This window comes from Streptococcus milleri, from assembly GCF_900636525.1.
Classification (GTDB): Bacteria; Bacillota; Bacilli; order Lactobacillales; family Streptococcaceae; genus Streptococcus; species Streptococcus hominis.
Genome location: NZ_LR134288.1, coordinates 613,797 through 626,917, shown reverse-complemented (window position 1 = coordinate 626,917; position 13,121 = coordinate 613,797). Strand labels below are relative to the sequence as shown.

The 13,121-nt window shown below is 40.6% G+C and carries 13 protein-coding genes, 1 tRNA gene, 1 other RNA gene and 1 pseudogene; 1 reads left to right on the top strand and 15 read right to left on the bottom strand.

Annotated elements, in window-relative coordinates:
* Positions 1–29 precede the first annotated feature (29 nt).
* The 14 genes and pseudogenes from EL087_RS03075 to ssrA form a co-directional block, all read right to left on the bottom strand.
* Positions 30–623: a dTDP-4-dehydrorhamnose 3,5-epimerase family protein gene (locus tag EL087_RS03075; protein WP_057489612.1), complete on the bottom strand. Its 594-nt coding sequence runs from the start codon at positions 621–623 to the stop codon at positions 30–32.
* 3 nt (positions 624–626) lie between these two features.
* The gene (rfbA, locus tag EL087_RS03070) at positions 627–1,496 is read right to left on the bottom strand and encodes a glucose-1-phosphate thymidylyltransferase RfbA (RefSeq protein WP_003030472.1); all 870 of its coding nucleotides are present in this window, start codon (positions 1,494–1,496) and stop codon (positions 627–629) included.
* A 200-nt stretch (positions 1,497–1,696) separates the two neighbouring features.
* Positions 1,697–2,523 (bottom strand): annotated as a pseudogene (locus EL087_RS03065) (ZIP family metal transporter).
* Positions 2,524–2,541: 18 nt separating this feature from the next.
* Positions 2,542–3,018: an 8-oxo-dGTP diphosphatase gene (locus tag EL087_RS03060; protein ID WP_126406782.1), complete on the bottom strand. Its 477-nt coding sequence runs from the start codon at positions 3,016–3,018 to the stop codon at positions 2,542–2,544.
* Positions 3,019–4,116, bottom strand: coding sequence for an NAD(P)/FAD-dependent oxidoreductase (locus EL087_RS03055; protein WP_126406780.1), 1,098 nt, complete (start codon positions 4,114–4,116; stop codon positions 3,019–3,021). It lies immediately after the preceding gene.
* Between the two features lie 12 nt (positions 4,117–4,128).
* A complete protein-coding gene (locus EL087_RS03050; protein WP_126406778.1) occupies positions 4,129–4,926 on the bottom strand; it encodes a Nif3-like dinuclear metal center hexameric protein in 798 nt (265 codons plus the stop codon).
* The gene (locus EL087_RS03045; RefSeq protein WP_126406776.1) at positions 4,913–5,602 is read right to left on the bottom strand and encodes a tRNA (adenine(22)-N(1))-methyltransferase; all 690 of its coding nucleotides are present in this window, start codon (positions 5,600–5,602) and stop codon (positions 4,913–4,915) included. The genes EL087_RS03050 and EL087_RS03045 overlap by 14 nt, the downstream gene beginning before the upstream one ends.
* Before the next feature lie 93 nt (positions 5,603–5,695).
* Entirely contained in the window at positions 5,696–6,370 is a 675-nt protein-coding gene (locus tag EL087_RS03040; protein ID WP_126406774.1) for a DnaD domain-containing protein, read from the bottom strand.
* Positions 6,371–6,378: 8 nt separating this feature from the next.
* Complete coding sequence (metA, locus tag EL087_RS03035; protein WP_126406772.1) at positions 6,379–7,323, bottom strand: homoserine O-acetyltransferase MetA; 945 nt, start codon at positions 7,321–7,323, stop codon at positions 6,379–6,381.
* A gap of 99 nt (positions 7,324–7,422) precedes the next feature.
* Entirely contained in the window at positions 7,423–7,935 is a 513-nt protein-coding gene (locus tag EL087_RS03030; RefSeq protein WP_003025236.1) for an adenine phosphoribosyltransferase, read from the bottom strand.
* A 117-nt stretch (positions 7,936–8,052) separates the two neighbouring features.
* On the bottom strand, positions 8,053–8,748 hold the full coding sequence (locus tag EL087_RS03025; RefSeq protein WP_126406770.1) for an LrgB family protein: 696 nt from the start codon (positions 8,746–8,748) through the stop codon (positions 8,053–8,055).
* Positions 8,741–9,121: a CidA/LrgA family protein gene (locus tag EL087_RS03020; RefSeq protein ID WP_126406768.1), complete on the bottom strand. Its 381-nt coding sequence runs from the start codon at positions 9,119–9,121 to the stop codon at positions 8,741–8,743. The genes EL087_RS03025 and EL087_RS03020 overlap by 8 nt, the downstream gene beginning before the upstream one ends.
* A gap of 147 nt (positions 9,122–9,268) precedes the next feature.
* Positions 9,269–9,356: transfer RNA gene (locus tag EL087_RS03015), tRNA-Ser, on the bottom strand.
* An 8-nt stretch (positions 9,357–9,364) separates the two neighbouring features.
* Positions 9,365–9,714: a transfer-messenger RNA gene (ssrA, locus tag EL087_RS03010) on the bottom strand.
* A gap of 135 nt (positions 9,715–9,849) precedes the next feature.
* On the opposite strand from ssrA, the gene EL087_RS03005 reads away from it, so the two are divergent.
* Positions 9,850–10,851, top strand: a complete 1,002-nt coding sequence (locus EL087_RS03005; RefSeq protein ID WP_126408123.1) for a YdcF family protein — start codon at positions 9,850–9,852, stop codon at positions 10,849–10,851.
* Between the two features lie 496 nt (positions 10,852–11,347).
* Here EL087_RS03005 and EL087_RS03000 read toward each other — a convergent pair whose 3' ends face one another.
* Positions 11,348–13,120, bottom strand: coding sequence for an ABC transporter ATP-binding protein (locus EL087_RS03000; protein ID WP_126406766.1), 1,773 nt, complete (start codon positions 13,118–13,120; stop codon positions 11,348–11,350).
* Between the last annotated feature and the right edge of the window lies 1 nt (position 13,121).

Sequence of the window (13,121 nt, the reverse complement as noted above, 5' to 3'; positions counted from 1 at the left end):
AAAAGATTTTCTCCTATTTTCTGAGGGTATTATAACATATCTTTGGTCAAAGGTTCAACATCCTTAAGCATTGGATGATTCTTATCTGCTTCAGATACTTCTGCTTGGTCAAGATTTTCCCATTCAATGCCAAGAGCGGGATCAGCATAGTTGACAAAGGCATACTTAGGTTTCAATTCCAATGCCCAGTAGTCATTGACCAAATAGCTATAAGAAACCGTATCTGACAATACTTGAAAGCCATTTGCTACACCGCGAGGAACGAAAATCCCTTTGCTGGCATCAATGACCGTTTGGTAGGTATTTCCGAATGTTTCCCCTTCACGCAAATCAACCCAAGAACCGAGAACTTTTCCGCCATCTGCGACAGAAATGTACTTATCCCAAGGTTCTGCATGAAGACCACGGAGCACATTTTTGCGGGAAAAGCTGACATTGTTTTGGAGCTTACCTTCAGCAAAAAAGCTTTCTGGAAAACCAAGGGGTACCATTTTTTCTTTTTGAAAGTTTTCCTTGAACCAGCCACGATTGTCCCCATGAACTGGAATATCAAATTCCAGCATGCCAGGAATGGCTTCAATCTTACGAACTGCTAATTTTTTTTCAAAAAATTGTTCAGACATGTCTTATTCTTCTCCAATCAAACGTAATAAGTAGTGACCGTATTCGTTCTTTTTAAGTGATTGTGCCAAATCATGCACTTGTTCTTTGGTAATATAACCCATACGGTAAGCAATTTCCTCTAGGTTTGCTACTTGCACATTTTGCATACGTTGGACGGTTTCGATGTATTGAGCAGCTTCTAATAAGCTCTCGTGTGTACCGGTGTCCAACCAAGCAAAACCACGTCCCATCAGCTCAACAGACAAATCACCGCGGTCTAAGTAAGCCTTATTGACATCAGTGATTTCCAGCTCTCCACGTGGACTAGGCTTGATATTTTTAGCAATTTCTACTACGTCATTGTCATAGAAATAAAGTCCTGTAACTGCATAGTTAGAACGTGGCTGTTCTGGTTTTTCTTCGATAGAAATGGCATTCATATTGTCATCAAATTCAACCACACCGAAACGCTCTGGGTCTTTTACTTGATAACCAAAGACAGTCGCTCCATTTTCCTTTGAAGCAGCTTTTTGCAGCATTTTACTAAGACCTGGGCCATGATAAATATTATCACCTAAAATCAAAGCCACATGGTCATCTCCGATAAAATCAGCACCGATGATAAAGGCTTGCGCCAAACCATCTGGACTTGGTTGCTCAGCGTAAGAAAGTTTGATGCCAAACTCCGAGCCATCACCCAACAAATCCTCAAAGCGAGGGAGATCTGTCGGTGTTGAGATAATCAAGATGTCCTTGATACCAGCCAGCATGAGGGTTGACAATGGATAATAAATCATGGGTTTGTCATAAACCGGCATGAGTTGTTTAGACGCAGCTCTAGTCAAAGGATATAAACGTGTACCAGAACCACCTGCAAGGATAATACCTTTCATAATGAGTTTCCTCTCTTAAATGTATTCTCCTTATTTTACCATTTTTGAAAGCGGATGTCATCCTTCAAGAAAGAGAGTACTTTCATTCAAAGCTTTTCATACTTAATGAAAATCAAAAACGAAACCAAAAATCTACCAAGATAGAACTGTTGTTATCTAGGCAACTGATAAAATAGATGCCTAATTAAAAAAAGTATCTGCTATCCCAAAGCCACATCCAATACCATCATCAACACAAAGCCCACCATGAGACCTAAAGTCGCAACATCTGTATTGCCATTTGTCTGAGAATCTGGTATCAGCTCCTCCACGACGACGAAAATCATGGCTCCCGCCGCAAAAGACAGGGCATAGGGTAGAATAGCCGTCATTGCCATAACCGCATAAGCGCCAAGAACCGCTCCGATAGGCTCAACAATAGCTGACATCGAGCCCCAGTAAAAAGCCTTAAGACGCGATTCCCCGTCTGTCCGTATAGGAATGGACAAAGCTGCCCCTTCCGGCACATTTTGGAGACCAATTCCCAAAGCCAGACCTACGGCTCCGATAAAGACTTCTGGACTGGAATTGCTGGATAAGGCACCAAAGGCCACTCCTACTGCCAAGCCTTCTGGAAAATTGTGTATGGTAATAGCCAGAAAAAGCAGGGCCGTTTTGGACAGTTTATTCCGGCTGTGCTCCGGCAGACTTTCTGCCTCAGATACATCCTTCTTGCTAAGGTGTAAATGGGGTACTACCGCATCAATAAAGCGCAAGAAGAAACCACCCAACAGAAAACCAAGGGCGGCTGGCATCCAAGACCAGACTCCATAGTTACCTTTTGCATACTCAATTGAAGGCTGCAAGAGCGACCAAAATGAAGCTGCAATCATGACACCAGCTGCAAATCCCATCATAATATCCAGCAGCTTACGACTGACTGTTTTAAAGAAAAGACAACCGCAGAGCCCACAATGGTACAGCCCCATGTAAAGAGTCCCGCCAAAAAAGCCTGCAGCACCACAGGCTGCTCCTGCAACCAGTTCATAACAACTTCATCTCCTCATTATCTTTCATCATACAATATCGTCTTGGTTTCTTTGATGCAATGGTTCTCTTCATCCCAATAGTGAATCCGCTCAAAGGAGCCCTTTCGCCAGTACAAAGGAAGCCTATCTCTGATGTCGTCCTGCATGAATAACGATTCCAGTTCATCAATTGACCACCATTTGGGCTGACCTTCTTGTGATTCCGTTAGCAGTTCCCCTTCAAAATCCTCACAGAGAAAATCATAATAGACATAACGCTCTGCTTTTGCTGGATTGGTAAAACCTGAAATGCCTTTAAGCTGTAATTTCAAAGCCGTCAATCCCGTTTCCTCTTTCAACTCACGAGCTGCTGCTTCAAAAAAAGATTCTGGAAACTCAACTTTTCCACCTGGCTGAATCCAACCTTTAAAATCATCATGCTGTCGATTGAGCAAGAGAACTTGATTCTCTTTTTTCACACAAACATTGACCCAATTTAAAATATTCTCTGTCACCTACTTCTCTTTCTTAATGTAGCTTTCAATGGGATAATCCGCTGGATTTAAACTACCGTTTTTTCCCTGAATTATCTGAACTAAATGATATCCGATGAGAGGTCCTGTCGTCAAGCCAGACGAGCCTAAACCACTAGCTGCAAATACCTGAGGAAGATCTGGCACCTGACCAAAGAAGGGAGAAAAGTCACTAGTATAGGCTCGAATTCCGACCCGTTCGTTCACCACTTTCGCCTGAGATAACCTAGGAAAATAGTAGAGAGCTTCCTGTTCCATTTTATCTAGCATGACCTGATCTACTTTAAGGTCATAGCCCATTTCATTTTCGTGTGTAGCTCCCATACTGATTTTGCCATTTTGAAAAGGAATAATATCTAGCTCTCCTTCTGGCATAACAACTGGATAATCATCTGTCACCAGAGCAGTCTGATAATCTCGCAGCTGCCCTTTTTGTGGACGAATATCCACTTGATAACCTAATGGACTCAAAAACTCGGGCAACCAAGCTCCTGTTGCCAATATAACTTGGTCAAAACAACAACTATCAACCCAGAAAGCCCCATCTCGAATGTCCAAACTTACTTTCTTTTGAATTACTTCTGCACCGCTAGCCGTAAGCAAAGTCTGAGTCAATAATGAGCCTTCCACGCGTGCTCCTCCAGAAGCATAGAGCAACCGGTCAAAACCTTTAAGATTTGGAAAGTACTCTGCTGCTTCCGCCCGTGAAAGTAGCCGCAAGTCGCCAATGAGCGGTGACTCTTTTCGCCGTTGGTCTGCCAAGTCATAGAGTGCCTCCAAGCTCTCCTCTTTTTTCTTCAGCAAAAAGACGCCAGTCTGCTGATAAAACTCCGTTGCAAAACCGTCCTTCTGTAAATCAGCTATCAAATCCAGATAAAAATCTGCTCCCAGTCGCGCCATACGATACCATGCTTTATTGCGCCGCTTAGAAAACCACGGACTGATAATACCAGCTGCTGCTTTGGTTGCCTGACCTATTCCATGGTCAAAAACTGTTACCTGATAAACAGGATTTTTTGATAGATAATAGGCAACAGTTGATCCAACAATCCCTGCTCCGATAATCGCTACTTTTTTCATACAATTTCCTACTTAGATATGTTTAAAAGGATTTGTAGAAACTTGACTGGCTAAAAATTCAACTTCCCAACCCTCTTCTACTTTCCAGTCTTGAAACTTTTCAACCAATTTTTTTACAAAGAGCACTTCTATATGATGACCCGGATCCAAAGCTAGAAGACCCTCACTTAGCATATCTTGTGCTGTATGGTAGTAAATATCGCCCGTAATATAAACTTGTGCTCCCTTAGCAAATGCCTCTTTGTACAAGGATTGACCACTGCCACCACAGATTGCCACTTTCTCAATCATTCGCTCCAGATCCACAACCGAATAAGTCACCAAACGCAGACTATCCAGACCAAAAGTTTCCTTAACCTTGCCTGCAAAGTCTCCAAAAGTCTGAGGTGCAATCTTGCCAATACGACCAATGCCGTGTCCAGGAACCGTTTCGCTAAGATAATCCGTATCAGTGATTTCTAGTAGATCACAGAACCAGTCATTGAGACCGTCATCCACAATATCAATATTGGTATGGCTGACATAGACTGCAATATCGTGCTTAATCAGATCGATGTAAATCTGATTCTGAGGTCGGTCTGCCACTAAATCCTTAATAGGCCGAAAGATCGGTGCGTGTTTAACCAAAATCAAATCTACATCTTTTTCAATCGCCTCTACAACTGTCTGCTCGCGGATATCCAAAGCTATCAGTACTCGCTTAACTTCCTTATTCAGAGTTCCAATTTGCAGTCCGCAGACATCTCCCGTCATGGACAGATCCTTAGGACAGTATGCTTCATAACGGTTAATAACATCACTTGCCAGCATGCAGTACCTCCTTGATTTGCTTGATTTTTTGGGACATAGCAGAGCGTTCCGTTAGATTTTTCTCAGGGATTTTAGCCAGAGCTTTTTCCAGCTTGTCTACTTCTCGCTGCCATTTATCTAGAAAAACAGCTGATTGCTCCCTCATTAGATAAGGTCCGAAGCGTTCTTGTTTAGCATTCAACACTTGATGCCCCTGTTCAGCTATCATTATCTCGTAAAATTTCCCATTTTCTTCCACAATAGCTTCTTCTGTAATTTGAAAATTATGACCACATAACCACCTGCGAAGTTCATCTTCCCGATTGTTAGGCTGAAGAATCAGACGCTTAACAGATGCCAATTTTGCACTGCCATTGTCTAAAATATCTGCTATCAATCCTCCTCCCATTCCTGCAATAACGATAACATCAATCTGATCTTCTGCATCAAAAGCTGCCAAACCATTTGCCAAGCGAACATCAATTTTATCGGACATCTGATTATCTGCTACATTCGTCACCGCAGACTGATAAGGTCCCTCAACAACTTCACTAGCAATAGCCGAGGAAGTGCTTCCCTGCTGAATTAGATAAATCGGTAAATAAGCGTGGTCACTTCCTACATCCAAGATTTTGGCATCCTGTGGTACAAAACCAGCTACTTTTCTCAAACGTTTTGAGATATTCTTTACTTGCATGATAACTCATTTCTAAAATAATCGTTTCACTTAGTATATCATTTTTAAGGAACTAAAAAAAGAGTCTATTCCAAGGGAACAAACTCCGACATCTTAATCTCGCCACAAATCCATAGCCTTCAAAAAATCATCTGAGACAGTGATATTTTGCGGATTTGCCGCTTCACGTTCTTCTCGCTTCGCTTCTACCTGTGCTACTGTTGTAATGCCTTCACGGCGCCAATTCCGTAAAATAGCTTGGATGTATCTCCAGTTTGCCTTTCCATTAAAAACAGCTTCACGAAGAGCAGCAGTAACAAGTTCAGGATTGATCTTGTCATCTTGAATCGTTTTTGTTAAATCCTCGATTTCAAACGGTGTCAAGAGGCGACCTAATTCTTGCTGAAAAGTTTCGACCAAGTCTTTTAAAACATTTTGAGAAACAGTTTGCGCAACGCTTGAGCGACTTTCTACAATTTCATCTAATCGTTCAAGCGCTGGTAGCGCATCAAAAACTGCCTCAATTTCACCATTGAGGGCAATCGTTTTATACTGCAACAATCCTTTTTCTGTCAAATTTGACATAGAGCGATTGACCTCTGCAACGGATTTCCCGATACTTTCTGCAATCTGAACAGGAGAAATCTCTTCTAGCGACGTTGTATTTTGCAAATAAAAAAATTGCCAGACCAAAAAGTCATCACTATTATCAAATATTTCATGAAAATGGAAAAAAAGCTCAGTTGGCAATACTAAATTGCCCGTCTTATACGCTGATAAATAAGTCATAACACCTCTTATAAATGAGCAAACAAGGAAGCGTCATTTGCTGCATTTGCCCAGTCAAATGGCGTTTCCTGATAAACAGCATAATTAATCCAATTGTTGAAAAACAGCGCCGCAGCCAGATTCCATCGTAAACAGGGGACTGAAGTAACATCATCATTTTTGAAATAATTTTCTGGAATATGCGGATTCAGCCCTGCGTCTACATCACGCGAATATTCTTTTGCCAAGGTCTCGCGGTCATATTCCAAATGACCAAAGCTATACACTTCGCGAAGATCACGACTTGCCACAACGGAGACACCAACCTCTTCTCCACAAGCTAAAATTTCCAAATTACTCTTGTTTAAAATATCCTCTTTGCGAACTTCTGTATAACGCGAATGAGGAGCTGCGTATTCATCATCAAAACCACGAAACAGCAAATTTGGTTTTTCTGGTGTGGATTGACTATAAATACCGGACAACTTGCGCTTCATCTGGTGTTTGGCAATGCCATAACGAGCATAAAGAGCTGCTTGCGCTCCCCAACAAATATGCAAGGTAGAGTAAACATGCGATTTGGACCAGTCAATAACTTGTCGAAATTCTTCCCAATAATCTACTGCTTCAAAAGGCAAATGCTCGACTGGCGCTCCAGTGACAATCAAACCGTCAAAATAACGACCTTTGATCTCATCAAAAGTCTTATAAAAGGTCTCCATATAGTCCGCATGTGTCGTTTTGAAGGTATGAGAAGTCATATAAAGAAATTCAATCCGAAGTTGCAATGGCGTATTTGCTAAATGACGCAACAACTGCGCTTCTGTTACTGTTTTTTGCGGCATTAAATTCAAAATCAAGATATTCAGAGGACGAATATCTTGGTGTTCTGCGCGCTCATCATCCATAACAAAGATATTCTCAGATCTTAAAATGTCAACAGCTGGTAATTTCTTATCAATTTTAATAGGCATGAAAATATCTCCTTTTACTTTCTGCTTTTATTATACTGAAAGGAGATATAGTTTTCAATTATACTTTTTCTACAACAAGATATAGCTTTTACTTATACCTTAATAATGCATGAGAACTTTGTAATCGTAGTTACCAATAGCTTCGCGTCCCTTCAATTCATCCAATTCAATAAGGAAAGCGCAACCTGCAACGATACCACCTAAACGTTCAACCATTTCAATTGTTGCTTTAACCGTTCCTCCCGTTGCAAGAAGGTCATCAACAATCAGTACACGCTGTCCAGGCTTGATAGAGTCAGCGTGCATTGTTAAGGTATCTACACCATACTCTTTTTCATAACTAGCTGAGATAACCTCACGAGGCAATTTCCCAGGCTTACGTACTGGAGCAAAACCAACTCCAAGCTCATAAGCTACCGGACATCCAACAATAAATCCACGCGCTTCTGGACCGACAATCATGTCAATTTTCTTGTCCGTAGCATATTGGACAATTTCACGAATCGCATAGCTGTAGGCATTTCCATCTGCCATCAATGGGCTAATGTCACGAAATAAAATCCCTTCTTGCGGGTAATTTTCAATGGTTGCAATATAATCTTTTAAATCCATAACTGTCTTTCTATCAAAAAGTTTTTACTCTCTATTATATCATGTTTTTTAAGAAATGGGGCAGAAAACATACTTGCTTTCAAAAAATAGTCACAGCACAGTCATTCTCGTTTTTTGCTATTTTAAAATAATACTTGCAACAATTGGACTGACAATCACATACATAATCCCTGTCACGCCAATAGCTAGACCAGCCATAGCACCTGCAACTTGTCCGTATTTAAAGGCAGTCCCTGTCCCAACAGCATGTCCCGTTCCTCCAAGAGCTAAGCCTACTGCAACAGGATCTTTGATTTTTAAAATCCTTAAAACAGTCGGTCCTATCACACTTGTCAAGATTCCCGTTGCTACTACGACCACCAACGTCACTGTCGTCAGCCCTTGCATTTTATCTGTAATTCCAACCGCCATAGCTGTTGTTACTGATTTGGGAAATAGTGAAATTGCTAAGAAAAAATCCATTCCAAAAGCCTTGGCGACCAAGGCCGTAAAACTAGTATTCACTACCACCGCTATAAAAGTACCAATCAAAATGCTTCTGGCATGGTGTTTCATGAGATGAAATGTTTTATACAAAGGAATTCCCAGTGCAACCGTTGACGGCACAATGAGATTATTCAAATACGCCCCGCCTACGTAGTAATTTTTGTAGGAAATTCCTGTCAATTTTAAAAATACAATAACAAATATGGTGGCTAGTAACAAAGGTGTTGTCAGAGGATGCGGAAACCTACGAAAAATCAACATTCCTACCAGATAAGCAAAGATCGATAAAGCTAAACCAAATAAGGGATTCCCCCACAAGTTAGACATTTCTTGTTTCTCCTTCTCCGTAATCTCCTTCAAAGCGGTTTTTGATAAAGTGAACAACCACGGCAATGACAACCACATTGATCACAATCGCTCCAAGAATAATCAAAACAATCGGCAGCAGATAAGGCGCAATGACATGAAATTTATCCATAATTCCTACAGCCGGCGGCAAAAATAAAATGGTCATATTGGCTAATAAAAAATTTCCCACCATACTCACATGCCGCAATCTGAGAATTTTAAATTGCAAAGCCAAAAAAAGAAGAATAAGCCCAATAATACTCCCCGGAATAGGCAAATGAAAAAGATAGGAAATCCCTTCTCCTATCAAAGAAATTGAAAAAATAATCATCAATTGTACGTATAATTTCACGAGAAACCTCCAAACTTTCTAGTAACAGTCTACTACTTTTCAGAAAAATTTCAATATCTTTCAAAAAAATAAATGAGTGAATCCGTTCTCTTCACTCATTTTATCTTCTAGTAAAAAAACGCCACTAACGAGCGTTTTGTAACAAAACGGAAGACATGGGATTCGAACCCACGCACGCTTTCACACGCCTACTGCGTTTCCAACACAGCCTCTTAAGCCTCTTGAGTAATCTTCCATATTTATTAATGGAGCCGGTGGGAATCGAACCCACGTCCAAACACCTGCCAACACATTTGTCTACAACCATAGGTTATGTATTGGATTTAACTTCACTTTGACACATAACTCAAGCCAAAGCCAAGCGAGTCTATTAATCTCTTATCAAGTCCCTAGACAAGACTTAATCGTATCTCGCTATTATTAAGACCTGTCATCGAACACGAGCGATCCGAATCTGGTCACGCTGGCTGTTTTTTAGGCAGCTAAAGCGTAAGAATTATTATTTTTTGCAGTTATATTTAACTGGCGCTTTACATCCGCTTGATGAGTCGCAAAATGTGCCTCATAATGCCTGTCGAATCCGTAACGACCCCAAGACATAAAAATATTATACCATATTTTTTAATAATATTTCAATTTTTAAGTCCATTGTTTTTTAAATTTACTTTTTTACAGGAACTTTTATGCTATACTAAAAAGGAAATTGGTTGAAAGGATTTCTATCATTTATGCTGCTTCATTTGATTTGGTTTATCCCTGCTTTTCTTTTTGTCATCTTATTTTGTATCGAACCCAGACGACTTTTCAATGCTTATCTGCTTAGTGTCGTTCTAATTTTATTTGCCGCTATCGTTTCTGGTTTGTTTGTGATGCATATGGAACAACTTGTCAATAGAAATCTGGCAATGCTTTCTTTGCTCATCTTAGCACTTTTCATTCCTTTGAGTGTTATAATTTCAACCATTTATCTCATTTTTAATGGCAGACAGATGATGACCTTTGAAGGCAGGCGTTTAGCAAACCTTCTCTCCCTCTTTTATGGACTCGCTATTGCTCTTTCCCTAGCGCTTACTTTTTTCTTTCCTCATTTTATCTTTCTTCATAAAATCCTATCTCTTACAAATGGACTTCTAATTTATGGTAGCTATCTTTATGTGACCTATATCCTTTACGGTTTTGTTTATAATGTATTGCCCGTCATAAAACATCCAGACTACATCATCATCTTAGGGTCTGGTTTGATAGGAGACAAGGTTCCGCCTCTTCTTGCTCAACGGCTCGAAAAAGGGAAGACGATGTATGAAAAATTTCATAACCATCCCAAAATTGTCGTTTCTGGAGGACAAGGTGTCGATGAACCAATAACCGAAGCAGAAGCAATGGCGCAATATTTAAGGCAAGTAGGTATTCCACAAGAAGATATTATAATTGAACAGCAGTCAACCAATACCTTAGAAAATTTGCAGTTTAGCAAAACTATTTTAGACCAAAAAAGTAAGGAAAATTACTATTGCTTGGTCGTCACCAACTCTTTCCACTCTTTGCGAGCAGGTATTTACATGCGAAAGCTCGGCATAAAGGGGCGAAGTATCGGCTCTAGAACAGCACTTTATTTTCTCCCGTCGGCTTGGATACGTGAAACAATCGGACTGATTGTACTCTATTGGAAATGGCACGCTATTTTTCTTGGATTGTATTTCATTGTTTGGCTTACTAACCTCTTTCGATAAGGCGTAATTTTATTTAACGGAATGAACAATTCGTAGAAAACGATTGAAGCTGTCGACCGAAGCGACAAAGTAAACTGAAACTGGTTCAGACCGTCGACCGGGACGACGAAGTAAACTGAAACTCATTCGTCTCGTCCGCTCGGCCGACACTATAAACCCAAACTCATTCACTTCGTCCGCCCAGCTGACACAATAAACCAAAACTAGTTCACTTCGTCCGCCGGGCTGACAGTATAAATCAAAACTAATCCACCCCATCCGCTCGGCTGACAATATAAATCAAAACTAGTTCACTTCGTCCGCGGGGCGGACGGAAGAAATATGATGCAATTTTGAAGATTTAGCAAAAAATAGTTGTGGAACAGAGCAATTGCATTTTAGCTTTGTGCCGCTAAGGATAGAAAAACACGAACTCATCCAGATTAGCTAACTGCTAGTCAAGACAGGGGTCGTGCTTTTATTGTTTCGTTGGAGTTTTGTTTTGCTCCTTTATTCGTTAGGCTTCTTTCTTGGCAAACTGACTTGTATATAAGTCGTAATAGAAACCTTTATCAGCTAGAAGCGATTCGTGAGTCCCTTGCTCAATGATTTGTCCATCTTTGAGAACCAAAATCTTATCTGCCTCTTGAATCGTCGATAAGCGGTGAGCAATGACAAAGCTTGTTCGTCCTTGCATGAGGTTCTTCATCGCTTTTTGAATCAAGAGCTCTAGGCGCGTATCAACGGACGAAGTCGCTTCATCCAAAATCAAGATTTTTGGATCGGCTAATAGTGCTCGCGCGATGGTCAGCAATTGTTTTTGTCCTAGCGAAATATTGCTGGATTCCTGATTCATTTCCATATTATAGCCACCTGGAAGCGTCCGAATGAAATGATCGACATTAGCTGCTTTGGCGGCTTCCACAATCTCTTCATCTGTCGCATTCAGATTTCCAAAGCGCAAGTTTTCTTTGACTGTTCCTTCATAAAGCCAAGCATCTTGCAAGACCATACCAAATTGTTTGCGGTATTCTTGTCGTGATAAGTTGCGAATATCGTGACCATCCACAGAAATTGAACCTGCTGTTACATCGTAAAAGCGCATGAGTAGATTGATGAGGGTGGTCTTCCCAGCACCGGTCGGACCGACAATTGCTACCATTTCACCCGGCTTTACCTCCAAATTGAAGTCGCGAATGAGCGGTTTGTTTTCCACGTATTGAAAGTCAACATGCTTGAAGCTGACCTGACCTGTCAAATCATGTTCCAGCCGCTCTTTCGCATCTGTTACTTCGTCTGGTTCATCCAAGACTTGGAAAACACGATCCAGCGAAGACTTAGCACTCTGCAATTGCCCAGCCAATTGCGTTAGGTTTTGGATTGGTTGGTTTACTTGCCACACATATTGTACGAATGCTTGCATGTTCCCAATCGTTAATTGTCCAGAAATGACTTGCAGACCACCAACAACTGCTACAAGCAGATAAGTCAAATCTGAAATTGCGTTCAAAATTGGCATCATCAAGCCAGAAATAAAACTAGCTTTGAATCCGACTTCTTGGAGGTTTTGCGTGATTTCTCGAAAATCGTCTGAAGATGTTTCTTCACGGCCATAGAGTTTCAGCACATTAAAACCAGTTAGATTTTCTTGAACAAATCCATTCATGACACCTAGCGTATCTGCTTGCTTTTTAAAATACGGTTGTGATTTTTTCAAAATAAAGTTCGCCCCAAAATAGGTCAACGGAATGCTAGCAATCACTATCAAAGCCAGTTGAAAATTAAGATACAAGACCATTCCGATAACTAAGGTAATGGTCAAAACCGCATTTACAACTTGTAAGAATGATTGTTGAAGCGCATTTGAAACAGTCTCTACATCACTGGTAAAGCGCCCTAGCAAATCTCCAAATTGATGCTTATCAAAGTAAGAAACTGGAATTTGATTAATTTTAGAACTCAACTCATTGCGCATGTCACGTACGGTATTTTGCACTGCATTGGTCATAAAATAATTAGAATAGTAAGACCCAATTTCATAGAACAAACCACGCAAAAGGTAAAGTGCCATTACCCCAAAGACATATGTTGTATTTATACTGGCGCCTTCGACTCCTTTTGCTATGTCCAGCACATTTCGTGTCAATTCTGTAATAGCAAGACCAAGCACAAAAGGCTCTAGCACGCTCATCACAATACTCACCACCTTCAAAAAGATAGCAAGGATAACGGAAGCTCTATAAACTTTTAAGTAACTCCACAAACGAATAAAACTATGTTGTTTTTTCATG